Genomic DNA, 24434 nt, shown 5'->3' with positions numbered 1-24434 from the left:
CTCGGTCAATGACCTCAATCACCTAATCGTCGAAATCCGGGTTTATATTTTGTTCCATGTAAAGGATATGGTTTGATTTTTCGGGGATGCTGACGTTTGTGTCCATTGAAGTTTTTGGGATGTAGAAAAAACAATTATAGTTGAGTTTGAGGTTTCTCCAAACCAAACGGATTGGACTAAAGCTGTCGAATCACCTTTTCCGTATGCAACAGCTGTCCCCGGCATTCCAATGTTCGCAGTGTTGGGGATCGTAAGTTCATAGTAATAAGGGGCTTTGGGGATAAGACGCCCTACAGTTGATGAACCTAATGTTTTGGCGAGGCCTGCACGTGATGCACTTGACCATGCCGGATCGCTCAACCAAAAGCTGTAATCTGGGGATTTTCCTTGACTGGCGACTCCTAGATCCAGTGTGAACGTGTTTGATGAGTCTTTCGTCGAACGAACTTTCATAACTTGCCATGTTTGTTTGATCCCAGTCACCGGTGCTTGAGGCGTATACCAATGTTTGTTTGAACATCCTGCGATACTGACGATTGTGACACATGAGCACATGATGGTTGCGATCGTGGATAGAGATTTCTTATTCATGGGTCACACACCTTTACGTAATTATCCATTGAATGCCCTGTAATTCCATAATAAAACAGCGAGTTGTAATACTCGAATAAGTTATCGCTGTACTGGGATGGTGCCTTACATCTTAGATCTAAAATGGATATTTAACAATGCATATTGTGTTTGCTGATACGGAAAATTTTTTGCAGAATACAAGTATGCGTCAAACCGATCACACCTAGTAGCAGAGGCATTGGGGCGAGATAATCTCCTTAAGAATCGGAGCCGTGAGGAGAGTGTGTATCGTGTCAAGGACAGAACTGCAACTAGAGTGGTGGCAACGACTGAAAGAATTTCAAGCCAGCGGTGAAACGGCTACAGCATGGTGCGCCGCTCGGAATATCAGCCTTCACCGCTTCTGGTACTGGTCCCGCAAACTTCGTACGCTGAATCCAGGTGGAGCGTTCCGAAGAAATCCAGTGGCTGTCGGTAGGAATGGGCGAGTCGTCTTGGGAAGATACACTCATCGTTCAAGTGGGCAATGTCCGCATCGAAGTGGGACAGCGCTTCAATCCGGTCCTGTTACAACAAGTTGTCCAGGCGCTGACCCATGCTCAATGAGGGCCATGCTGAGCAGAAGGTTTACCTGGAATGGGATACAGCGGGATTTTGGTTGCACTATCGCCGCTTGGAGAAGGGGCGGTTTCAATGGCCGGAGAAAGCTGTCGGTGAAACGGTGACCATCCATCGTCGGGAGTTACGTTGGGTCGAACTTGTAGACTATGACAAATGAAGCGGCGGAAGCCATCGAACCTTATGAATCGCTCCACCAACGAAATGTGCAATTGGAGCAAAAAGTAGAATACTTGACCCGGCAACTGACATGGTACGAGAACAGTTGCCGAACACGGAGACCAGTGATGCTGATGCAATGGCGTCGCTCATGCCGTGGTCTAAAGCCTTGCTTGAACGAACACGTCACCCGAAACGGAAATAACCTTTATGGCTCTGAAACATCCCCATCACTCGCTGGTGGGGATGTTTCAGATTCTACTTCCTAGCGACGAGCTAGCCATACGTGTGCGCGCTTTGACGCTCATCCCCTGCATATGGAATCTGTCTCCTCAAACTTGCATATTTTGTCCCTTTTCAATGAAGACTACAGGATACCAGTCCTGGATGAAACGGTCCAACGTGGAAAGGAGTGTTTTTGCTGCAAATCTATCCTCAGGATGCCAAGTTCCTATATGTCACGGGAAATACGACGGGGGATGTGGAGGACGGCTCACCATTCGCCAAAATCGACCTCGTGGCGCAACGCCGTCAAAGCATGCCGCCGATGTATCTCTACGAACTGACGCACGAACGATTGTGGAACGCATGCCGCCTTGGATGGAGCGCCGCAGACGTGATTACGTTTTTGCGCGAGTACGCAGTGAGTCCACTGCCGACCAGTATGCAAAGTCATATTTGTCAGGCGATGGAACGGTGGGGGGATTTAGTTTTACAAGAGGTGAATGGACGCCTAGAACTACGCGGCAGCGCCAAGGTACTGTCCCAGATTAGGCAGCATCCTGAAGTGGCTCGTCTACTCGTTCATGCTCGACAACAGTCGGCGATTGTTCGAGCGGATACCCGGGTAGCGCTGAAGATGGCATTGGCGAAGGCTGGTTATCCGCTTGTAGATGACCAGGTGTCGCAGGTTAAGCCACAACCCTTAGACGTCTCATTGACCCCCACTTTACAGCTTCGACCATATCAGGCGGCGGCCGTGGAGCAATTCGTCGCCCACAAAGGGGGAGCAGGCGTGGTCGTTCTGCCGTGCGGCGCCGGGAAAACAGTCGTCGGCGTCGCGAGCCTCGCCAAGCTCCGGTGTAGCGGTCTGGTTCTGGTGCCAAACGAAGCCTCGGCCAGCCAGTGGCTCCAACATTTTCTGAACTGGACCAATCTCGATGAATCGCAAGTCGGGTTGGACGAGGGAAGGCAAGCGCTCAAACCGGTCACTATCACAACCTATCAACGCTTGATGGCAAAGCGCAGGTCCGGCGATTACGCGCATTTTCATCGGTACGCCTCTATCCACTGGGGGCTGGTGATTTACGATGAGGTTCATTTGCTGCCAGCACCTCTGACCCGGCTTGCCGCTGAACTGACGAGCGCACGTAGACTTGGACTCAGCGCGACGTTAATTCGTGAAGATGGACGGACAAATGACGTGTTTTCCCTCATCGGCCCAAAAGTGTATGAAGCGCATGAGGACCAATTGACCGCTCTTGGCTTTTTGTCCGACGTGAAATGTGTAGAGGTTCAGGTTCCTTTGAGCGACGAAGTACGACAATCGTACGATGCGGCCCCATTGCGACAAAAATATCGGATTGCGGCCGATAATCCAGACAAAATGCAGGTGATTGAGGCCCTGTGTCAGCAACACGCGAGCGCGCAAATTCTCATTATGGGCCAATACACCGAGTTTTTACAGCAGGTTTCAGACCGTCTCGGTTGTCCAATGCTAGATGGAGAGACGCCGAAAGAACGACGATTACACGAGTATGACCGATTTCGTCGTGGGCAGACACGCATTCTCGTGCTGTCGCGCATTGCCAACGTCGCAGTTGATCTTCCCAACGCCGATGTCGCTATCCAAGTTTCCGGGTTATTTGGATCCCGACAGGAAGAAGCTCAACGACTGGGTCGAGTCTTACGCCCGAAACCAGGTGGGAAGAATTTTTATTCCTTGGTCAGTACCAGCACACTGGAGGAGAGAAGAGCACGCCACCGCCAACAGTATTTGGTCGAGCGTGGGTTCGCCTACACACAGGTATCCGCCGCTGATATCCTCAGCGAAGGGACGACGGTCCATGAAGTTAAACGAGTGCCTGAATCACGCGTCGGTCGACACGTTAAGGAGTATCGCCCTGTATCAGGAGATTGACTGTTCACTGTATTCGAAGCTTGATTTGATGCAATCCATCCTCTACGCCATGCGGATTCGCGCCCACGTTTACGAGCTGACGAAGCGTTGGGTACAAGAGTGGGGAGATCTGATGACGCGCATCAGTATGTCCAACCGACACGTTTTCTCCGCAGAAGAGATAGATGCGCTCTTCATGGCGACAGGGTTTGAAGCAAATGCCCTCCATCGCGCCCTTTCACAGGGGTGGTTGTTCGCGCGTCGCACACAGTCGCTGCGGCCAACTTACATCATTCCAATGGAAGTCCACGAGACCATTCGCAAATACTTGTTCGACCAGATGAAAGGGCGAGTGGTCGTGCGCACGACGCCGCCTCTCATTCAGCAGGATGAGGCGACCTGTCTCGTTCAGGATTTCCAAACGTTCATCGACTACGTCTCCAACCACGAAATTCAACTCACCACAGGCGGCGCCATGTACAAACGTCACGTCCAACGCCTGATGGAACTGTTTTCGGTTCCTGAAGATCTCACCATTCCAGAATGGCGGTTTGGTTATGGACGGCGTACACACGACTACCCAGACAGGTTGGCCTTGCTGTATGATTTTGCGTACGACCAAAATTTTGTGATTGAGACCGACGAACAGACCCTGGTCGTGTCTGACGCCATTCGAGAGTGGACTGCGTTATCGCGCGCGCAACAGATGCAGCGCATCCTCCAATTTTACATTCGATTGTACAGACGGCCGATTCCGCGGTTGCGCGAGATTGTGGAAGTGATTCGGACCTTGGCACAGGAGTGGGTGGAATCGAATTCAGTCCTGGCTGCTTGCGGCTCCATGGTGTCGCAGTTCTACTACGATAGCAGAGAGGCTGTTTGGAACCAGCGAATTCTGAAAATGTTGACGCACCTTGGCGTCATTCGCCTAGGTTTTGATCAAGAATCTGACGAACAATGGTTTCAAATGACGAATCTCGGTCAAGAATTACTAACACAGGACGAACTTCAACTCGTAGATGAGACATCACAAAGTCAAGCGTCAATTATCGTTCAGCCCAATTTTGAAGTCATGGTGACCGTTCACGACAGCCAAGTTGAATCGGCTCTGTCGCAATTTGCAGATCTGTTGAGTGCAGGTTCGATTCGAATTTACCGGATTCTCGAACAAAGTGTTCAACGGGGACTGGCAGCCGGATACGATTTTGCTCGTTGGCGAGCCACCTTGGCCAAAGCGAGTATCGGGCCCATTCCAGGTAACGTCGAACGGACGCTTATCGAGTGGGAAACGATGCACGCGTCAGAACGTCCACTCAGTTCCTGACAGATGCAACGCGCAACGGCGAATCTGTAAAAGTGAGAAAAACAGACGTCTGCAGGAAAAGTACGTGCCAAAGCAGAATACAATAAACAAACAATTCTCAACTTTTATCGTCCGTGCGACGTCCAGCCGACATCTCAGGAGATAACGTGAATCAGGGAGGAGAATGGCTATGGGAACCATCGTATCAGTTGCTGAAAAGAAACATTTCTTGCGCTGGTTTCTGGCCAATTACGATTTGCAAAGTCGTGAGGCGGAAATGCTGTTGCGTTATATGATGACACGTGAAAACGTCTTGCAACGCGTTCATTTCGTCGATAACTTTCGTCACTTTTCCCGCGTCATCGTCGTGTCGACCACGTGTGTCCATGTCGCGCCGTTTCGGTATTACCGTCGCAACAAGCCGGTCACGACGGATGTCGAGCAGGCGTTCATAGACCTGTACCAACATCCAGATGAAGACATCTACGTAGGATTGTTTTTTAAAGACCGTTCGACATGTCCGGAATTTGCAGCCGTCTTAGAGGAACCCGTCAAACCAGAGATGGATCCGGCGGTGAAAGAAATGCTATCGCTTCAAGCGGAGTGGGTAATCGACCAGTCATTGCGGGCCCATATGCGCAAACAACTGATGAAGGAAGTTGACGACGCCCTCGACTCCGGTGACAGAACAGCTTTCATTACCGCGAGTCAGCGCCTGATCGAATTTGACCGCAGTGAGCTCACACCACTCGGTATCTGACGCCGCGCGTACCCCGAACGCATGGTTGCAGAGATAGTGGGGAATCGAAAGACCAGAGCAAAATTGGAACTCTGGTCTTTTTTTGCGCTTTTCGTAGAACAAGCCGATTTTCGCAATCAGCAGTTGTCACTTGGAGGAACGCTGTCTTTTCATTGGTCCGAGTGGAAAGCACTCAGCGGCTGCGCAGCAAGCCTTTTTTGCGACGCGGATCATCGCCGAATGTAAATCCTTCCCCGGAGATTTCGTGGACGTTGCTGATGGTCATGAACGCGAGGGGGTCAATCTCGTGAACAATTCGCTGAACGCGCACGACTTCTTCGCGACCAACCACACAGTAAACGACTTGGCGGTCTGTACCTGTGTAGCCGCCGGTCGCCTGAATCAGCGTTGTACCGCGCTCTAATTGTTTGTGAATCTCCTCGACGATAGCCATATGCTTGTCCGAGATGATGGTCACAGCTTTCCCATTTTGGGCACCTTCAATCATAAAATCGATGACCCGGCTAGAGACGAAAAGGGCAACCAATGAATACATAGCGACTTGTTTTCCGATGATGATGATAACCACACAAATGACAATAAGATCAATGGCAAACAGTGTTCTGCCCATCGCCATACCACGATAGTGGCGCAAAATCCGGGCGATGATGTCGGCACCACCGGTGGTTGCGCCTGTTCGAAAAATGAGCCCGAGACCAATGCCGGTGACGACGCCGGCGTATAAAGCAGCAAGCAATTGGTCGTGCGTGGGGACTGCAATAAATTTGGTCACTTCACTGAAAACTGAGACGCAAAGGACACCGGCGGTTGTCTTGATGACGAATTCATGGCCAAATATGCGCCACGCCACGACGAGCAATGGGATATTCAGAATGAAGAACGTCACGCCCACTGGCAGGTGAAAGACATAAAGTAAAAGCACAGAAATTCCGACAAATCCGCCTTCGGCTAAATGATTGGCAATCAAAAACGCGTTGAGGCCAATGGAGTAAATCAGTCCGCCTGCGACAATCATGAGCCATTGTATTGGGTCTTTGAACATGCTTGATTTAAGCTCCTTCATCCGTAAATGCCAACACAGACCAATGTGACCTGTACGTGTGGCTATTATACGGGGCCGTTCACACGCGGGGCAAACGGGATTTGTGAAAAGCCAGAATCAAGATGAAGAATAGGCTAACCCAGCCAAACGCGGTATACGCGTATGCGACGATTGCCCGAAAGCCGACGTGGCTGAGGGCGCCTGCGATGACGAGAATCACGGCACTATACACGAGGAACGCTTTGCGACGACGGGTCAGTGTCACCGCCAACGCGTAGACATTTCCAATCAACGTCGAGTAGATTTCGCCAAATAACACCGCAATGAACATCGAAGTTAACCACGGTGAAAAGTGCGATGCAATATAAGCCATGGGGATGGCATAGGCGGTCACCTGCGGCATATAGGAAAATAGCGCAAACGCTACGGCGACAAGCATTCCGCCCAGGCCAATGGCCCCCATCGCCGCGCCTTGTTTTAAGATTTTCAGGTCATTGACCTGACTTCCCAGCGGAACTAAAACGCCGATTGACAAACCGATGTTCATCGCGGCGTAAAGTAAACTCGACAACCAGACCGGGAAGCCAAAACCGTGCACTGGGCTCGCAAGTGCGGATGCGGTCACAAGTTTGTCCGTTGACAACCACGTATGTATGGCGGTATAGAGCACGAACACGACCAAAGTGGGGACAATCACACTGTTGACCTTCATCAGGCCATCCATGCCGAAAAACATCGTGAAAAAGGTGATGATGATGGCGACTGCCACACCCAGTGTAAATGGATAATGAAAGTGTTCCTTAAACAGTTCGCCTACTCCCGCCAACATCGCGACGGTGATTCCAAAGAGCATGAACATGAAGGCGACGTCAATGATTTTTTGCAATCCGGGTTTGAACAGGTAGGCGTTGACGTCGCGAAACGACGTCGCACCTAGTGTCGCGCCTAGCGCCATCAAGCGGTACCCGAGCCACGCAAATAAGAACGTGACAAAGGCGATAGCAAGATATGCAATGGGGCCAAACCGAACAAAAAATTCGTAGATTTCCCGTCCCGACGCAAAGCCGGCTCCGACGACCGTTCCGATATATACGCAGGCGACTTGTAGAGCCATCCATCGTTTTGCCATAACCACACACCCCTCCTATCCCGCACTTATACATATGGACAACTATCTTTAAACATGCCAGAACGCCGCAAATGGACATGCTTCGTACAAGACGACCATATACATGAGAGTAAATCAGGTAGATTGTCCAGTTACGTCGCTCGTGATGGGTCTTGACGGGGGCAACGCTATTGTTTTTGCACTTTGACAACTGCATAAAGGAGGGGTGTACATGACCGTTGTACAAGCCATCATTATGGGCATTGTTCAAGGCGTGACAGAATTCTTACCCATCAGTAGTACAGGCCATGTGGTGCTGGTGGAAAAACTGCTGGGGATTCACGTCGACAGTGACACGCTGTTTATTCTCCTGCTACACCTAGGAACGCTCGCGGCGGTCCTCTATGCCATGCGGCGCGAAGTCCAGTGGCTCATCAAGCACCCAACGTCGCGCATGACTTGGATGATTCTCGTGGCATTGTTGCCGACAGCCGTGGTCGGAGCCATCTGCGAAGAGTGGTTTGAAAGCTTGTTCGATTCCGGTGTCACCATTGGCTTTGAATTTGTCATCACCGGCGTCGTTCTGTGGTGGATGGATAGCGTTGCCGCAGGCCACAAAAATGAGGAGACGATGACTGTCTCCGACAGCCTATGGGTCGGTACGTTGCAAGGAATCTCGATTCTCCCCGCGCTGTCGCGTTCTGGGTTGACCATCGCCGCCGGTTTATGGCGTGGAATGGACAGAGCGGCAGCCACCCGGTTTTCGTTTGTCTTGTCCATCCCGGCAATTCTCGGCGGGACACTGGTGAAATTGGACGATATCCTGGAAGACCCTGCAGCGACGATGGCACTGCCGTGGACGCAAATGATTATCGGTGCGATTGCAGCAGCGATTTCCGGCTATCTTGCAGTAAAAGGTACGAGCTGGTTAATTAGGAACAGCAAAATGCGGATTTTTGCAGTCTATACTTGGGCAGTCGCTGCATTTGTCCTGTATGATCAACTATTCGGACATCACTTTTTCCCTCCGCTTATCGGATAACTTACCGTAGAAAGAGGATAGGACTGTTTGGCGCTAGTACGTAGGTACAATCGTCACACAGTCCTTTTTTATGGAGGCACCACGATAACACGTAACAGCGGGAAGCGTAAAACGCTTCCCGCTGTTCGTCTCTTGTTGTTCTTGTAGTCTTCAGGGTGAATTATTTGATTCGGGTGTGAAAAGCAATAATCCGAACTCTGCGAACCATCAGTAATCCTAGTGACAGCGCAAGTAGGCCGCCGACAATACAGAGCCACAACGCGACTGCCGACGATGAAACCTGCCAAAACGAGTGATTGCTCATGGCTTGGCCCACACCAGTGACAGCCGGAATGTGTGCCATCGCTTGCGTCGCTTTTTGACCCATGCCAAGAAAATACAGAACAACGGTCGCCGCAGCCGCAAACGCCGCCTGTAAGAACCGCGCAAGGAAATAGGGCAGCATGCGAATATCCGTATTGGTGAGGACACTGGCCACCTGGGCATGGACTGCGAGGCCACTCCAGCCAATAATTCCGCTGACCAGCGCAAGTTTCTGTAACAGTGGACCGTCCACGCCGGCAACCTGGGCGCTCCCGATGTCTAACTCCAAGATACCTGCAATCGTGGGACTTACGAGACCGCCGTGGATGTGGAACAGGTGATAAATGACTGCAATTGGGGCACCGATGACGCGCATCAAGCCACTCTTACTCAAAATCTCAATAAATACCGCAAAGAACACAATTAACCCGCAAATCATGATTAAGGTCTGCATGGATTCAGTGACGGCATTCCCTAACAACTTGCCGAACGGGCGACCATCCTCTTCGCGGGCCCGGAGCATCTCTTTGTACGCGCGAACGAAAATAAAACCTTGTGCGCGTTCCTTTGTGCGCGCCTGTACTTCCGCCAGATGATCTTTGTCGTTACGGCCCCAAAATTTAAAGCAAATCCCGACGAGAAACGCGGAGATATAGTGCGAAATCGCGAGTAAACCGCCGACGGCCGGCGATTTGAACATCCCCACGGCAACCGCGCTCAACATAAACAAAGGGTCAGCGGTGTTTGTAAAAGCCAACAGCCGTTCGCCTTCAACCCGTGTACACTGCCCTGTCTCGCGGAAGCGAGAAGCAATCACAGCGTCCATTGGATACCCTGCGGCCAACCCCATCGACAAAGCAAACGCACCGACGCCCGGCACGCTAAATAATGGGCGCATCAAGGGTTCCAGTAACACGCCAAGCCCCCTGACCACACCTAAACCCATGAGAATTTCAGCCAATACGAAGAACGGGAGCAGAGAGGGGAAGACGATTTTCCCAAACACTTTTAAGCCCGCGATACCGGCTTCAAATCCCTCGGTGGGATAGACCACGAGCGCGATCGTAAAAATTACCGCTACTGCAATGAGCACTAGATTTAATAGCTGGCCCTTTTTGCCCCGGCTCAATCTCTTCACTCCTTGTCTTTACCAGATATACAAGCGACAGCTGGTCCGCATTTGTCCTTACCATGCTTATGTCCAAGCCGAACGTTTATGTATCCCAAACAGACTCCGTTATAATGGGGTGGAGACAAGCAGACAAAGGAGTTTTTTCCACCGTGGACTTGAAAGAGATGCAAGAGCGGGTAGACGCGTATATCGGTCAATTCGTCGAAGGTTATTTTCAACCGATGACGCTGGTTGTGCGACTGACCGAAGAACTCGGTGAACTCGCTCGGGAAATCAACCATCATTACGGAGAGAAGCCTAAGAAAAAAGATGAGCCAGACGGGAGTATTGCCTTAGAATTGGGCGATTTGCTATTCGTCATCACCTGTCTAGCAAACCGTCTGGATATTGATCTCAACCAAGCGTTCAACGACGTCATGCAGAAGTTTGAGACGCGCGATAAGTTTCGGTGGACGCGTATCGAGGACAGCCGTGCAAATAATTGATGGATGACACAAAACGCGGCAACGAGGTCGTCTGGACAACCGCACAAGACTTGGGCCAAGGTACAAACCATGCCGTGACCAACTTCGTACACTGGGACAGAGGTGGTCTATATGGCAGCAAAGCGGTTGATTCAGGCGGCATATGCGTATTTGTACATCGGGGACTTTGCCGAGGCGAAAGCCGCGTTTGAACGGGCCATTCAGGCGGAGCCGAACAACCCTCATGTCTATTTCTGCGCATCGGTCACCGCACATCGAAGTGGCGACTATGCGCGTGCCAAGGAATGCATCCAAAAAGCGATGCAACTGAGTCCTGGTATACCGCTCTATGAATCGTACTATGACGCAATTTGTGCATCGAGCGCTGTTGAAGAAGCGAAGTGGCGCTATGTGGAAGGGTATGTCAGTGAGGCGATTTCTTTATTAAAGGAGGCAACTAGACAAGACCCGCTGAATGAAGACGCGCAAAACATGTTGGCGGAGCTCACCGCGTTACATTGCTCGTGGCATGAGGGTGATACAAAAAGGGAGGATATCGATGAGTCAGAACACAGTTCGTATTGCAGTTGCGGGTGCAAAGGGGAGGATGGGTCGTGAAGCGGTGCGCGCGATTACAGCGACACCTGATTTGACGTTAGCTGGTGTTCTCGTCCGCCACGTCGACGACGAAGTCCTGCAAGATTTCGCGACGAGTGTCTACGACGACGCCGTGCGGTTACTCGAAACCGAACAGCCGGATGTCTGGCTCGATTTGACAACGCCTGCGACAGTTGTCAACCACGTCAATCTTGCATTAGAACACGGCGTTCGCCCAGTGGTCGGCGCAACAGGCTATGGCGAGGAAGATTTAGCCCGTTGGGACGAGCTGGCGCAAACCCGAGGCATTGGGGGCATCGCGTGCCCGAATTTTGCCGTGGGGGCGCTGTTGATGATGCGCTTCGCCAAAGAGGCCGCGAAATGGATGCAAAAAGCAGAAATTATCGAGTTGCACCACGACCAAAAAAAGGACAAGCCGTCTGGTACGGCGCTGCGCACAGCGTTGGCCATGGAGACGGATTACGAGGTACCTATACATAGTGTTCGCCTACCTGGGCTCGTGGCCCACCAAGAAGTGATTTTCGGGGGAACTGGGGAAATTTTAACGATTCGCCACGACTCTCTCAATCGGGAAAGCTTTATGCCTGGGTTAATTTTGGCATGTCGGGGCGTCATGCAGTTGCGACAGATGGTCTACGGATTAGAAAATTTATTGTGGTAGAAGGGTGGTGTGCGGGATGCGCATCGGAATTAGTTGTTATCCAACCATTGGCGGTTCCGGCGCCGTGGCGACGGAATTGGGCAAAGCGCTCGCCAAACGAGGTCATGAGGTTCATTTTATCGTGACCGATGTTCCCTTTCGCCTCGGCGCGTTTGTCGAGCACGTCTACATTCACGAACTGGATACGACAACCTATCCGGTTCTTCGAACACCGCCGTATGACTTCTCCCTGGCTGCGCTGATGGCGAAAGTCGCCGACGAGTACCAGCTCGACGTTATCCACGCGCATTACGCATTGCCATTCGCAGTTTGTGGCTTTCTCGCCCGCGAGATAGCCAAGCGTGACGTCAAAGTGGTCACCACGCTGCACGGCACAGACGTCACCGTCCTCGCCCAAGATACGAGCTTGAAGGAAGTCATTAAACTCGGAATTGAAAAAAGCGACGCAGTAACTGCGGTGAGTCGTAGTTTAATTCAACAGACCCGCGAACTGTTCGAAACCGATAAGCCCATCGAATGCATTTATAACTTTATTGATACCAGTGTATTTCGTCCGCAGGTGGGGGAGAAAGTTCGCTCGTGTTTGGCTAAACCGCAAGAGCGGGTACTATTACACGTGTCAAACTTCCGACAAATTAAACGCATCCCCGACGTCATCGAAATCTTTGCTCGCGTTCGAGCGCATGTTCAGGCGCGGCTCTTACTGGTCGGTGAAGGGCCAGAGTACAGTGGCGCTCGGCAGCGCGTCCGCGAATTGGGACTTGAGCCGTTCGTTGAATTTCTCGGGAAGCAGGACGAAGTCGCCACGTTAATCGCCGCAGCCGATGTATTGTTGCTTCCATCCGCAAAAGAGAGCTTTGGGCTCGTGGCGCTGGAGGCGATGGCTTGTGGGATTCCCGTCATCGGATCGATTGCGGGTGGCATTCCAGAAGTAGTGGTGGACGGAGTGACCGGATTTTTGTCAGATGTGGGCGACGTAACGAAAATGGCCACAGATACGTTGCGCTTGTTGCAGAACGATAGACTTTACAACCAATTTTCGCAAGCCGCACGGCGCCATGCTGAATCCCAATTTCACGTGCACGATAAGGTAGGCGAGTACGAAGCGCTGTACCGCCGCGTCTGTGGCGTCTAAAAGGCATAGATTGGGGTGAATTGCTTGGCCAAACAAGACTGGTCGACACGCGACAAGATGCTCGAATTATTCATGTCGGCACCGAATAGAACCATCTCCGGAGAACAACTGAGCGCGGCGCTCAACGTTTCGAGAACCGCGATTTGGAAACAAATTAAAACGCTTGAATCAAACGGTTTTGAATTCTCAGCGACGCCACGTGTTGGCTATCGATTGACGCACGTACCCGACGAACTGATAGGGCCACTGGTATCGCCGCATCTCAATAAGGCTTGCCGCTTGGGGCAAACGATTCTTTGGGCACCGGAGCGGATCTCCACCAACGACACGGCTATCGAACTCGCTCACGAGGGCGCGGTGCATGGACTGGTCGTGACGGCTGCCCGGCAGACAGGCGGCCGCGGGCGACAGGGGCGCGCGTGGCAATCGCCAGCTGGCGGCATGTGGTTTTCCGTACTCGTGCGCAACCCGTGTGCATTGTCGCAAGCGGGCGATTTGACATTGCTTGCGAGCGTTGCAGTACACAGAGCACTTCACGAAAGCGGTGTGGAGACAAAGATCAAGTGGCCGAACGACATCTTGGTCGATGGTCGCAAAATTTGCGGCATCCTTGCGCAAATGCGGGCAGACGGTGAAACTGTCGACTACGCTGTCATCGGAATTGGCATCAACGCGAATTTCCATCGCGACGCGCTGCCACCCGACGTTTCCGACCATGCCACCACCATTCTCACAGAATGTGGACAACCAGTGGATAGGCCGTTGCTACTCGCACGTATCCTCAACCAACTCGACACACTCTACAGTAGCCTCGCACAAGGCGCAGGGGGGTTTGCTGCTGTACGTGAAGAGTGGAAAACACACGCCCATACGTTGGGACGGACGGTACATGTTCGACTTGGAGACACGTTTATTACGGGGTACGCCGAAGATGTGGATGAGCGCGGTGTACTCTTAGTGCGCGATTACGCCGGTGTGCGACACGAATTGCACAGTGGAGAAGTGCTATTCTCCACTTCTGAGAAATTGTAAGCTCGACAAACCACCGCATAATCTCTGTTCTGCCAACGGACGCTATCCCTATACAAAGGGGGCTTCATCCATGCAGAATTTGGAACTGAAGGACATTGCGAACGCGGTTTTGCAAATCCGCGAGCAGGTCCCTGAAGCGGACGCTAGGACGAAAGAACGTATGCTACAAGATCTGGCCATGCTTCGTGAGTTGGCCACTTCTATCCTCGATGCCTGGATGGAAGTCGACGATGTCATTGAGGAAACCATCCTCGAAATTGGCGAGGTGGAGCAAGCAGCTGATCTCGGCCAGGAGAACGCAAATCACGCCGAAACGCCCTCGGAAGTGTGGTCGGCGAGCCGAACCGAATCGCTTTTGCAAGAGCCAGTAGAAATCGCGCAAACTTGGTTCGACTTGTCCTTAAAAGTCGACTGTGCACTGCGCAGGGGCCTTGGTTATTTTGATTTACGCATGTTTGATGAAGCCGCAGCGTCGCTTTCGGAAGCACTCGACAGTCAGGATAATCCTGCGGCACGCATTTATTTAGCGCTTAGCCATTTGGCTGCAGGTCGAATCGATGTTGCTGCTTCGCACCTCGCATACGCTCGGGACGCCGCGACAGACGAGGTGACACTCCAGGCGGTCCTCGAAGTCGAGGTGCAATTGTGCGCTGCCAAGGAAGACTGGCATCAAGCGGTTCACGTATTATATGAATTGCTCAGCCTCGACCCGCACGAAGTGGACGTGTGGTACAACTTAGGGATTTGTCATTTGAAACTTTACGAGTTCGCTGCTGCGGAACGTTGTTTTGCAAAGGTCATGCGTACAGATACGGTTGATGTCGAGGCCATCTTGTGGCGCGCGATGAGCCTCGTGTTGTCTGGGCGCATAGATGAAGGGCGAGCTCTGCTCACCCACTCTGAGCAAATGGGCGAACCACTTGAACAATATGCGTTACTGCGCGTCGTACTGTACTTGTCCACGCAACAAATCCCTCTCGCAGAGCAAACCGCAGCCTCCGTCATCACGAAATATCCGAATCAAGCAGTCGGGTACGAGTTACTTGCGCTTTGCCGCGCCGTTTCACATCGACCGCAAGAGGCGATGATAGCGACAAAACGCGCGCTCACACTTCGCCCCGAAGGCTCACACGCGTTGACGTTGTTTGGCCTGACCAGCTACCTGTTAGGTGATTTTCCGCAGGCACAGGCGGCACTGGAAACAGTGGAGAAAAACGGGGACGCAAGTGCGCTGACACAAATTATTCGCGCGCGCATTGCGGCACTCGATGGTCAAGTCGACGAAGCGCGGCGGCGGCTGGGGCAACTTACTGAACACCCCGGCATGTACGCCAAGCGACTCGCGATTTTGTACCGGGGAATGCTCCATCTGCGCGAAGGCGAATCGGCGTTGGCGAATGCCGACTTCGAACGGGCGGTGCACTTAGGTTTGCCGCCGTCGGCCATTGCCGTCGCGCGAGCTCATGTGGAGTCGGAAATCGAACAATCAGACATGCAGCTTGAACGCTCGTAGGGAAGGCCATGTTTCTCCATGTCAGTCCGAAGCAAGGTTTGTTAGAATGTAAAAAGAGATTTTGGACTGGCCAGGAGGCCTAAAACGTGAATTACGTCGTGATAGATATTGAAACCACGGGGCTCGACCCGACACAACACGAAATCATTGAAGTCGGTGCGGTTCGCGTCGTCGACGGCGCGATTGCCGACACCTTCCACGCGCTGGTGCGACCCGAGACTTCGATACCGAGTGAGATCACGCGTCTGACCGGCATTGATGACTCTCTGGTCGCCAACGCGGAACCTGCATCAACAATTCTACCGAGGCTACTGCAGTTTATCGGCGACGACACACTCGTTGCGCACAACTTGCAGTTCGACCAGCCTTTTTTACAGTACCATGTCGACAAGTTAGGATACACCCTCATCCAACCGGATGGATTGTGTACATATATCCTTGCGCGCGTTCTGTTTCCGACGCTGTCCTCCCATCGATTGACCGCTGTGGCGGAACATGTAGGCATCGTGCCAGATTCAGCGCATCGCGCGCTGTCGGACGCCATGACCACGGCGAAAGTATTTCTGCAGTTAACGGAACAGGTTCTGGCGTTGCCTTATTTGCTCGTCCAACAATTGGCGCAACTCTCTGGGTTATATTCGCAGCGCACAAGTGATTGGCTCACTGAACTAAGCCTCCATGTGATGGCAAAGAAAGCCGATACGATACCGGAAGACTGCGAAGTTCGCGACGGACTTTTGTATACAGCACCGCCGCCGAGATTGGATGACGACAAGTCAAAGCCCAGTACGCGGTCAGGAAAAGATGTCATCCAAGAAGCGTTGGCACTCCTCTCTGCCAACGGACCTTTAAGCGAATTTCTGCCCGGCTATGAGCCGCGTGAAGGACAATTGCAGATGGCGGCCAAGGTCGGCGAGGCGCTGACCGCGCACAAACACGCGGTGATTGAAGCGGGCACTGGTACTGGTAAATCGATGGCATATCTCATTCCAGCCGCGCTCTATGCGAAGGCGACCGGGGAGCGCGTAGTCGTCAGTACACATACGATGGCGCTGCAAGACCAGATTGAGGAACGCGATTTCCCTACGCTGCTGCGATTATTTGAGGGAAAGTTATCGCTCGCGGTACAAAAAGGGCGAAAGAACTATGTGTGTTTGCGGAAAGTGCGCAATGAAGCAGCCACGCTGTCTGAACTGGCGAGTCCCGAAGATATCCAAGGCGTGATGGCGCTTTTGGTGTGGCTGTCGCGGACCGGCGAGGGCGTACGTGAGGAACTCTCCTCGAAATCCGTGAGCCTAGGATTGTGGGGGCGCGTTCAGAGCGAGACGGAGACTTGTATCAACAAGCGCTGTCCATTTTTCCGCCCATGTTACTTCTTCCGTGCAAAAACCCGTGCGCAAGCGGCAGAAATCGTCGTTACCAACCACTCGCTCTTACTGTCAGATTTGAAGACAGATCACCGCGTGCTGCCGAAGTACGAAGCGCTGGTGATTGACGAGGCCCACCATCTTGAAGAACAGGCGACTAAACATCTGGGCAACGAGGTGCACGCGGCACAAATCGCTGCTCTGGGGCACCGGTTAAGCCGCGACCAAGGCCGAAACGGCATCATCAAAGATCTATTAACCCGGTTTGAAACGTCACAGTCCCTGCCGTTCGCCATGGAGGAAAAACTCAAGCGCGCGCAGGAGTGGATTGCAGAGGTGGCGCAGAGTGCAGACGTTGCCTTCGCAGTACTTGGAAATCTAGTACCCGCGGGTAAAAATGAACTGCGGTTGACAGATGACATCTTCAAGCACCCGAGTTTCATTCAGTTTAGTGAACAGATGGCATCGCTGCGGGCGCCCATTCACGCGTTGCGCGAACTGGTCAAGGGGCTACAAGAGTGGGCCAAGACAGCAGCGACAGACGACGAAGCGGGGCGCATTCTCGACGCTGCAGGCTATCTTGATCAGTGGCTGCAAGGCGTCGAACTGTTGGAAGAAATGACCGTGCAAAGTGAAGAACGCGTAACGTGGATTGAACGGCGCGGCTACGGTCGCCCGCGATATAGCGTTCATACGGCGCCTATCGACGTCTCGGCGACGCTTCGCACGCTATTGTTCGATCCGTTGCCAGCGACGATACTCACGTCCGCGACGTTGTCAGTGCGTGGGCGCTTTGACTACACCATCAATCAACTGGGCCTGCGCGATACATTGGACGAACAGCGACTTATCACGGGCATTGTGCCGTCACCGTTTGACTATCCATCGCAAGCGCGGTTATTCGTGCCAAACGACGTGCCTGAACTGGCCAAGATGAGTTCTGAAGAAGCAGCCACTTGGTTGACCGACTCGTTGTACCACCTCGCGGTTGCCAGTGGCGGGCGGCTGTTGGCGCTATTTACGAGCCACCAAATGCTGCGGGAGACGGCCAAACACTTGCGCGCGCCCCTGGCTGCGAAAGAAATTGCGGTGTTCGCGCAAGACGTGGACGGGAGCCGCACCGCGATGCTGGAAGCGTTTCGCAATAACCCGAGAAGTGTCCTCCTAGGTGCACAGTCGTTTTGGGAAGGGATTGATTTGCCCGGCGACCAACTCACCACGTTGGTGATTATTCGGCTCCCATTTGCGCCGCCAAGCCACCCTGTGACCGAAGCGCGGCATGAACGCCTGACAAACTCCGGTCAGAGCCCTTTTTGGGTCGCGAGCTTACCTGAAGCGGTCGTGCGGTTTCGCCAGGGATTTGGCCGCTTGATTCGCACGCGCCAGGACAAAGGGGTGGTTGTCGTCTACGACAAACGCATCATCACTTCGAAGTACGGCGCGACATTTATTCAATCCTTATCCGGCGTGCGTCCACGCGTGGCACCCGAACAAGATGTCCTCCGTCAAATTCGCTCATTTTTGACGCAATCTTCATGAGCGAAATCCGCATGGCGTAGTGTCTGCCAATCCACCCTAACCGACGAGAGCGTGGTTCGGAAAGGGTGGAGAATGGCATGCACAGTATGTGGAAAGGTTCCATTAGCTTCGGCCTCATCAATGTGCCAGTTCGCATGTTTAAAGCTACAGAGTCGCAAAACGTTCGTTTTCGGCAATTGCACAAAGTCTGTAAAACCCCCATCCAATATCACAAAACTTGCCCGACGTGTGAGGTGGAAGTCGGTACAAACGACATCGTGCGCGGCTTTGAGTACGCCAAAGGGCAGTTCGTCGTGATTGAGGACGAGGAACTCGAGGCGTTGACCAAAGCTCGTTCGCAAACACTCGATATCGTTCACTTCACAGAAGCCCACGAAATCGATCCGGTCTATTACGACAACACCTATTACTTGGCCCCTGAGGCAAACGGTCGCAAAGCGTATGCCTTGTTAGCGGACGCGCTTGGCAAGACCGGCCGAATCGCCGTTGCGACCTCCGTTCTTCGGCAAAGTGAAAGCATGGCCTGCATCCGCATGAAGGATGGCGTGCTCATTTTGCAAACGCTGTTCTGGCCGGATGAGATTCGGCAAACCGAAGAACTTCCCTTCGTTCACCAAGCGCCCGAAGTCTCGCCCGACGAATTGGAGATGGCAGAGCGGCTGATTGAGCAGTTGTCAAAGCCGTTCAATCCCGCTGCATTTCACGACGAACGCCGAGAACAAGTGCAAAAATTGGTGGAACAAAAGTTGGAGCACGCGAATCCGGAAGAACTGGCCCCGGCGGCGACAACACCGGCCGCGGACGTCATCAGCTTGATGGATGCCCTCCAAAAGAGCCTGAAAATGGCGGAACCAGCAGTGAAACGAAAGCGCACGTCGCGAAAGAAGTCTTCGTAATCAGCCATCATCAGCCATGCCAAACGACCGACATCACCCTGCAGACAGTACTTGCGCGCGTTTAACCATTGGGGAGATTTGTTTCCCGAGTTTCGCTATAATCAAAGCACTAAGCGACTTTGATTTGATAAGGTGGAGACTTGGATGGACGCAAAATACGCAATTATTGGTGGCACCGGCGTCTACGAAGCCGGTGCTGTCGAAGAGGCTCGGGACGTGCAGATACATACACCCTATGGCGACGTGCAATTGACTGTGGGTACATACGGTGGACAACCTGTGGCGTTTCTCGCGCGCCATGGTCGCGCGCACGCGACGCCGCCGCACAAAGTAAACTATCGAGCCAACATTTATGCGCTAAAAGAAATCGGTGTCGAACAAGTTTTGGCGACCGCTGCAGTGGGGTCGCTCGTGCCCGGGATGCGACCGGGGGACTTAGTCTTCGTCGACGACGTGATAGATATGACGAAAAGCCGCATCAGTACCTTTTTTGGTAAAGATCAGGTCGTACATGTGGACATGTCCGATCCGTACTGCACACGACTGCGCAAAAACTTGCAACAAACCGCGGAAAACCTCGGCTACGCCATGCATTTTGGTGGCACGTATGTCACCGCAGAAGGACCTCGCTTTGAGACGAAGGCAGAAATTCGCATGTTTCAGCGATTAGGCGGCAGTGTCGTGGGAATGACCAGCATGCCAGAAGTCGCACTGGCTAAAGAAGCAGAGCTGTGTTACGCCACCGTTTGCATGGTGACCAACTTTGCCGCCGGCATGACGACAAATGCCCTCACACACCAAGAGGTTGTCGATACGATGCAGCAGAATGTGGAAAAGATCCGCACATTGTTTTATGAATTTATTCGCGCGGACGACGATATTCGCAATTGTCCTTGTCCGCACGCTGTGGGCAATCAAGCACCCTTGCGACGGGAGGACGCGTAACCGTGCAAGCCATTCGTTGGCGCCCAGACGCGCTTGATTTGCTGGATCAGACCAAACTTCCACAAGAAGAAATATGGCACACGTATCGCACCGCCCATGACGTCGCGCAGGCCATTCGCGACATGAAGGTGCGCGGGGCACCGGCCATTGGCACAGCTGGGGCGTTCGCCGTCGCCATTGAAGCCCATCGCCTCCAAGACAGTGGCAATTTGCGCGAGCAACTGCTAGAAGCTATCGCGCATTTGCGTCAAGCGCGACCAACGGCCGTCAACTTGAACTGGGCAATGGACAGAATGGAAGCGGTCATCGCCGCCACCGACGACGATGCACAGCTGGCTCAAGCGCTATACGGCAAAGCATTGCAAATCGCACAGGACGATTTGCGCGTCAATCGCGCCATTGGCGACGCCGGTGCAGCACTATTTGAAACGGGCGTGCGAATTCTCACGCACTGCAACACTGGTTCGCTTGCAACAACTGGGTATGGAACGGCGCTCGGGGTCATCCGCTCACTGCACGCAAACGGTCAATTGACGCACGTGTACGCAGATGAAACACGCCCGTATTTGCAAGGTGCGCGCCTGACTGCTTACGAACTGCTACACGAAAGCATTCCATTCGACATCGTCACCGACAGTATGGCAGGCCACTTGATGCAACAACAAATGGTCGACGCGGTGGTCGTCGGCGCGGATCGCATTGCCAAGAACGGCGACACGGCGAACAAAATCGGCACGTACGCACTCGCGGTGCTGGCTCGTTATCACGGCATTCCGTTTTACGTGGCAGCGCCCACGAGCACGATTGATCTAGCGACGACCTCCGGCGCCGACATTCCCATCGAGCAGCGCAGCGCGCGTGAGGTGACCGAGATTTGCGGGCAACCCATTGCCCCTGTGGGCGCTACCGCGTTGCACCCGGCGTTCGACGTGACGCCTGGAGAATTGGTCACGGGTATCATCACAGAGTTCGGGGTCGTGCGCGCGCCATACGAAAAATCGTTGCCGGCGCTGTTAAAGGAGGCGTTTTAATTGAAAACTGTAATCGAGGTCGGCGGAGCCATTATTGACAAAGACACCGTCATTGCCGAACCGCTCTACTTCGTTTTGGATGGCGATATCATCGAACGGTACGAGCGCGGCACGTATCCACGCGACGGCGGCGAGCCCGTCAATCTGATCCGCAAGCAAAAACGCATCGCGATGCCCGGTCTCGTGAATACGCACGGCCATGCGGCGATGACGCTGTTGCGCGGGGCAGGGGACGACCTGCCGCTTATGACCTGGTTGAACGAACGGATTTTCCCACTGGAAGACAAACTCACCGAGGACGCAATTTATTGGGGAACCCAACTCGCGGCTTGGGAGATGCTCGTCTCGGGCACGACGACTTATACGGATATGTATATGATGATGGATCACGCCGCGAAAGCCGTGGCCGAGTCTGGGATTCGCGCCGTCCTGTCCGTAGGCGTGGTCGGCTTTAACGACGTGTCCCGCGAAAACGGCCTGCACCGTAGCCGCTCATTTCACGGTAACTGGCATCGCCAAGCATCCGGTCGCATCACGGTCACGCTCGGCCCGCACGCGCCTTATACGTGTCCGCCGGACTATCTGACAGAAATTGCGGAACTGGCGAAAGAACTCGATGTGCCCATTCAAATTCACTTGAGTGAAACGCAAACGGAAGTCGTGAATTCGCAGGGAGATCACAACTTGACACCGATTGCGCTCGCCGAAAAAGTTGGCCTGTTTGACGTGCCGACGCTGGCTGCCCACTGCGTGCATGTAACCGATGACGATCTCGACATCATGGCACGCCGCGGCGTGCGCATCGCGCACAATCCACAAAGCAATTTAAAACTGGGTTCTGGGATTGCACCGTTGCCTAAAATGTTGGAAAAGGGGATTGTCGTGGGGCTTGGAACCGATGGTGCGGCAAGTAACAACAATTTGGACATGTTCGAAGAAATGCGCCTCGCCGCGACGCTCCACAAAGGGGTCGCGCAAGACGCTGAGGTGATTCCTGCGGCAGTGGCGTTTGATTTGGCGACTGCGCTGGGCGCGAAAGCGTGTTTCTTGCGCCAACTGCACGGAACCTTAAAGCCGGGTGCCGCTGCGGACATGGTGTTGCTCGATGCGGCGAGCCCACACCTGTTACCACAGCACAATCTGTTGTCAAACGTGGTGTACGCCTGCGGTGCGGATGATGTCCGCGACGTCTTTGTCGCCGGCCGACAAGTAGTGTCCGGGGGCGAGCCGCTGACCATCGACGTCGAACGCGTGCGCGCAGAGGTCGCCCGAATCAAGGAACAACTGATAAAATAGTTACAGCATCAGTTCGTCGGAATCGTCGTAATCCGGTGGGCGCAGCGCAGCACAATGGCGGCACCACCGCGACGTCTCCTCCGCTAAAATAGACAATAAAAGTGCGCGTTCCAGTTGGTGAAATGGGGTATCCGCCTCCGCAAAATTCCGCTCTGCGGTAGGCCAATGGACTGTCATAACACCACCTCCCGCTGAAGTACTCCTAGTATAGGCGAAGCTGGCACCCGTATGTGACACGAATGATGGCAGGAGAGGAGACATTCCATGCGCATACTATTAAGCAATGACGACGGAATTCACGCAAAGGGCATCCAGACGCTGTGCCAGGCGCTGTGCCATCTGGCAGACGTCTACGTGGTGGCGCCGAACCAAGAGCGGAGCGCGTCCAGTCACGGCATCAGCTTACATCGGACCATCGAAGTGCACGAGCTCGAACTGCCAGGTGCCGTCAAAGCATATGAGACCTCCGGCACGCCTGTGGATTGTGTCAAGTGGGCGTTGGCGATGTTACATCCGACGACCCCGTTCGATATCGTCCTCGCAGGCATCAATGCCGGCGCCAACCTCGCGACAGACGTGCTGTACTCCGGTACGGTGGCGGTGGCCGGCGAAGCGTCGCTGCAGGGCGTAAAGGCGATGGCACTATCGCAAGTGGGCCCGCCGTTCAATTTCGAGCCGACTGTCAAGGCGTTGCTCGCCATGCTGCCACAGTTGCTACAGTTGGAACTGCCAGCGGATACGTTTCTCAGTGTCAACTTTCCGCCGGATCCTGACCCGAAAAACGTCCGTTGGACCAAATTGGGTGTACGAAATTATCACGACAGCTTTCGGGTCGAACTAGACGAAAGCGGGCAGCAGGTTTATCGTTATGGTGGAGACATCATCGATGAACACGGGGATGGCGAAACGGACGTGACAGCCATCCGCGAAGGCGCGATTACCATCACGCCACTGCGATATCGGTTCACGAATGAGGAATACTACGGTAAAATGCAATCATTCAAGCATTGACGGACGGTGGAATTGTGGAAACCAAGTTACACGTACTTGCGACGCATCGGTGTTCTAAGACGGAGGATTTGTACTTACTTGTGGATTTCTTGAATCGAAATCTCAAGGATAAGGACATTATCGTCGGGTTGTCCAAAGCAGAAGATCAAGAAGGTGTGATGCAAATCACGCTGTACCGGACAGATGTCGTATGAAGACCTGGAAGATATGGGCCATTACAGTGCCCATCATTCTTCTCATGCTGTGTTGTGCCGTGATTGCGTGGTTGTGGCAAAACGTGTCGACGAACTGGGCGCCTGAAGAACAGGCTGCTCAGTACGTACTCAACCACACGCCAATCGACCACATTGACAGCTATCAGGTGTTTACGGCATCCGGACTGGAAGATGTGTTTCTCGGTACAGATACGTTTGGCCACAAGTGGTACGCGTTTTACATTCCGGCGAAACACACGGCTTACAGCGTGGGCGTCGACCAATTGGTTTCCGCAAAGAAAGTCGAACAGTCGTTGCTCCAGGACAATATACATACCGACACATACAGCATTGGCTACGTGACTGGCGAAGCATCAAAGGCGTTGTCAGCGGAGTCCAGCACCAATGTGGTGTATGAAGTGCGCGGCCGCGAAAACGGAAAGGCAATTTTTGTGTATGTCGATGCTACCAGCGGCCATATACTTTGGCGATATCAATTGTCGGCATAGGTTAGGGAAAGTGGTAATATGTACTGTGAACATACGTTCGGTGCTCATGCTATACTAGGCATGA

General features: G+C 53.2%; 25 protein-coding genes and 1 pseudogene. 21 read left to right on the top strand and 5 right to left on the bottom strand.

The window, feature by feature from the left end:
* Positions 1-42 precede the first annotated feature (42 nt).
* A complete protein-coding gene (locus J3482_RS06415; protein WP_152498790.1) occupies positions 43-591 on the bottom strand; it encodes a hypothetical protein in 549 nt (182 codons plus the stop codon).
* 254 nt (positions 592-845) lie between these two features.
* Here J3482_RS06415 and tnpA point away from each other — a divergent pair.
* The 6 genes and pseudogenes from tnpA to J3482_RS06390 form a co-directional block, all read left to right on the top strand.
* A pseudogene (gene tnpA / locus J3482_RS22110) lies at positions 846-998 on the top strand (IS66 family insertion sequence element accessory protein TnpA); the annotation flags it as partial.
* 16 nt (positions 999-1014) lie between these two features.
* On the top strand, positions 1015-1179 hold the full coding sequence (locus tag J3482_RS06410) for a hypothetical protein (RefSeq protein WP_206922200.1): 165 nt from the start codon (positions 1015-1017) through the stop codon (positions 1177-1179).
* Positions 1169-1351 (top strand): IS66 family insertion sequence element accessory protein TnpB, encoded by a 183-nt coding sequence (gene tnpB, locus J3482_RS06405; protein ID WP_206922199.1) that lies wholly within the window; start codon positions 1169-1171, stop codon positions 1349-1351. The genes J3482_RS06410 and tnpB overlap by 11 nt, the downstream gene beginning before the upstream one ends.
* Positions 1352-1762: 411 nt before the next feature.
* Positions 1763-3490: a DEAD/DEAH box helicase family protein gene (locus J3482_RS06400; RefSeq protein ID WP_146824278.1), complete on the top strand. Its 1728-nt coding sequence runs from the start codon at positions 1763-1765 to the stop codon at positions 3488-3490.
* Complete coding sequence (locus tag J3482_RS06395; RefSeq protein ID WP_206922198.1) at positions 3417-4793, top strand: helicase-associated domain-containing protein; 1377 nt, start codon at positions 3417-3419, stop codon at positions 4791-4793. Before J3482_RS06400 ends, J3482_RS06395 begins: the two co-directional genes overlap by 74 nt.
* 169 nt (positions 4794-4962) lie before the next feature.
* The gene (locus J3482_RS06390; protein ID WP_146824276.1) at positions 4963-5532 is read left to right on the top strand and encodes a YpiB family protein; all 570 of its coding nucleotides are present in this window, start codon (positions 4963-4965) and stop codon (positions 5530-5532) included.
* A gap of 172 nt (positions 5533-5704) precedes the next feature.
* Here J3482_RS06390 and J3482_RS06385 read toward each other — a convergent pair whose 3' ends face one another.
* A complete protein-coding gene (locus J3482_RS06385) occupies positions 5705-6574 on the bottom strand; it encodes a YitT family protein (protein ID WP_146824275.1) in 870 nt (289 codons plus the stop codon).
* A gap of 79 nt (positions 6575-6653) precedes the next feature.
* Positions 6654-7703, bottom strand: a complete 1050-nt coding sequence (locus J3482_RS06380) for a YkvI family membrane protein (protein ID WP_206922197.1) — start codon at positions 7701-7703, stop codon at positions 6654-6656.
* A 211-nt stretch (positions 7704-7914) separates the two neighbouring features.
* Here J3482_RS06380 and J3482_RS06375 point away from each other — a divergent pair, with 211 nt between their 5' ends.
* A complete protein-coding gene (locus J3482_RS06375) occupies positions 7915-8724 on the top strand; it encodes an undecaprenyl-diphosphate phosphatase (RefSeq protein ID WP_146824273.1) in 810 nt (269 codons plus the stop codon).
* A gap of 160 nt (positions 8725-8884) precedes the next feature.
* Here J3482_RS06375 and spoVV read toward each other — a convergent pair whose 3' ends face one another.
* Positions 8885-10165, bottom strand: a complete 1281-nt coding sequence (gene spoVV, locus J3482_RS06370) for a dipicolinic acid transporter SpoVV (protein WP_438938608.1) — start codon at positions 10163-10165, stop codon at positions 8885-8887.
* A 143-nt stretch (positions 10166-10308) separates the two neighbouring features.
* On the opposite strand from spoVV, the gene J3482_RS06365 reads away from it, so the two are divergent.
* The 11 genes from J3482_RS06365 to J3482_RS06315 all read left to right on the top strand — a co-directional run bounded on the left by J3482_RS06365 (position 10309) and on the right by J3482_RS06315 (position 22656).
* Positions 10309-10644: a nucleotide pyrophosphohydrolase gene (locus J3482_RS06365; RefSeq protein WP_223204252.1), complete on the top strand. Its 336-nt coding sequence runs from the start codon at positions 10309-10311 to the stop codon at positions 10642-10644.
* Between the two features lie 111 nt (positions 10645-10755).
* Positions 10756-11241, top strand: coding sequence for a tetratricopeptide repeat protein (locus tag J3482_RS06360; protein WP_206918266.1), 486 nt, complete (start codon positions 10756-10758; stop codon positions 11239-11241).
* Positions 11183-11902, top strand: coding sequence for a 4-hydroxy-tetrahydrodipicolinate reductase (gene dapB / locus J3482_RS06355; protein WP_146824269.1), 720 nt, complete (start codon positions 11183-11185; stop codon positions 11900-11902). Before J3482_RS06360 ends, dapB begins: the two co-directional genes overlap by 59 nt.
* 16 nt (positions 11903-11918) lie before the next feature.
* Entirely contained in the window at positions 11919-13037 is a 1119-nt protein-coding gene (bshA, locus tag J3482_RS06350) for an N-acetyl-alpha-D-glucosaminyl L-malate synthase BshA (RefSeq protein WP_146824268.1), read from the top strand.
* A gap of 24 nt (positions 13038-13061) precedes the next feature.
* The gene (locus tag J3482_RS06345) at positions 13062-14069 is read left to right on the top strand and encodes a biotin--[acetyl-CoA-carboxylase] ligase (protein WP_146824267.1); all 1008 of its coding nucleotides are present in this window, start codon (positions 13062-13064) and stop codon (positions 14067-14069) included.
* 70 nt (positions 14070-14139) lie between these two features.
* On the top strand, positions 14140-15582 hold the full coding sequence (locus J3482_RS06340) for a tetratricopeptide repeat protein (protein WP_206922196.1): 1443 nt from the start codon (positions 14140-14142) through the stop codon (positions 15580-15582).
* Between the two features lie 86 nt (positions 15583-15668).
* On the top strand, positions 15669-18488 hold the full coding sequence (locus J3482_RS06335) for a helicase C-terminal domain-containing protein (RefSeq protein WP_146824265.1): 2820 nt from the start codon (positions 15669-15671) through the stop codon (positions 18486-18488).
* A gap of 77 nt (positions 18489-18565) precedes the next feature.
* Entirely contained in the window at positions 18566-19384 is an 819-nt protein-coding gene (gene ku, locus J3482_RS06330) for a non-homologous end joining protein Ku (RefSeq protein ID WP_206918276.1), read from the top strand.
* A gap of 144 nt (positions 19385-19528) precedes the next feature.
* On the top strand, positions 19529-20329 hold the full coding sequence (mtnP, locus tag J3482_RS06325; RefSeq protein WP_146824263.1) for an S-methyl-5'-thioadenosine phosphorylase: 801 nt from the start codon (positions 19529-19531) through the stop codon (positions 20327-20329).
* Between the two features lie 2 nt (positions 20330-20331).
* Positions 20332-21360, top strand: a complete 1029-nt coding sequence (gene mtnA, locus J3482_RS06320) for an S-methyl-5-thioribose-1-phosphate isomerase (RefSeq protein ID WP_206922195.1) — start codon at positions 20332-20334, stop codon at positions 21358-21360.
* Entirely contained in the window at positions 21361-22656 is a 1296-nt protein-coding gene (locus J3482_RS06315; protein WP_146824261.1) for an amidohydrolase, read from the top strand.
* Here the strand turns inward: J3482_RS06315 and J3482_RS06310 are convergent, their stop codons facing one another.
* Positions 22657-22833: a hypothetical protein gene (locus J3482_RS06310; RefSeq protein WP_188332347.1), complete on the bottom strand. Its 177-nt coding sequence runs from the start codon at positions 22831-22833 to the stop codon at positions 22657-22659.
* An 87-nt stretch (positions 22834-22920) separates the two neighbouring features.
* Between J3482_RS06310 and surE the strand changes: the two genes are divergently transcribed.
* The 3 genes from surE to J3482_RS06295 are packed head-to-tail and all read left to right on the top strand — an operon-like array spanning position 22921 to position 24370.
* A complete protein-coding gene (surE, locus tag J3482_RS06305; protein WP_146824260.1) occupies positions 22921-23667 on the top strand; it encodes a 5'/3'-nucleotidase SurE in 747 nt (248 codons plus the stop codon).
* A 14-nt stretch (positions 23668-23681) separates the two neighbouring features.
* Positions 23682-23861 (top strand): YpmA family protein, encoded by a 180-nt coding sequence (locus J3482_RS21270; protein ID WP_031218728.1) that lies wholly within the window; start codon positions 23682-23684, stop codon positions 23859-23861.
* The gene (locus J3482_RS06295; protein ID WP_146824259.1) at positions 23858-24370 is read left to right on the top strand and encodes a hypothetical protein; all 513 of its coding nucleotides are present in this window, start codon (positions 23858-23860) and stop codon (positions 24368-24370) included. The genes J3482_RS21270 and J3482_RS06295 overlap by 4 nt, the downstream gene beginning before the upstream one ends.
* Positions 24371-24434 lie beyond the last annotated feature (64 nt).

The organism is Alicyclobacillus suci (assembly GCF_017329615.1).
Taxonomy (GTDB): Bacteria; Bacillota; Bacilli; order Alicyclobacillales; family Alicyclobacillaceae; genus Alicyclobacillus; species Alicyclobacillus suci.
Note: the sequence above shows the minus strand (reverse complement) of the source record. Positions and strands in the feature narration are given on the sequence as shown.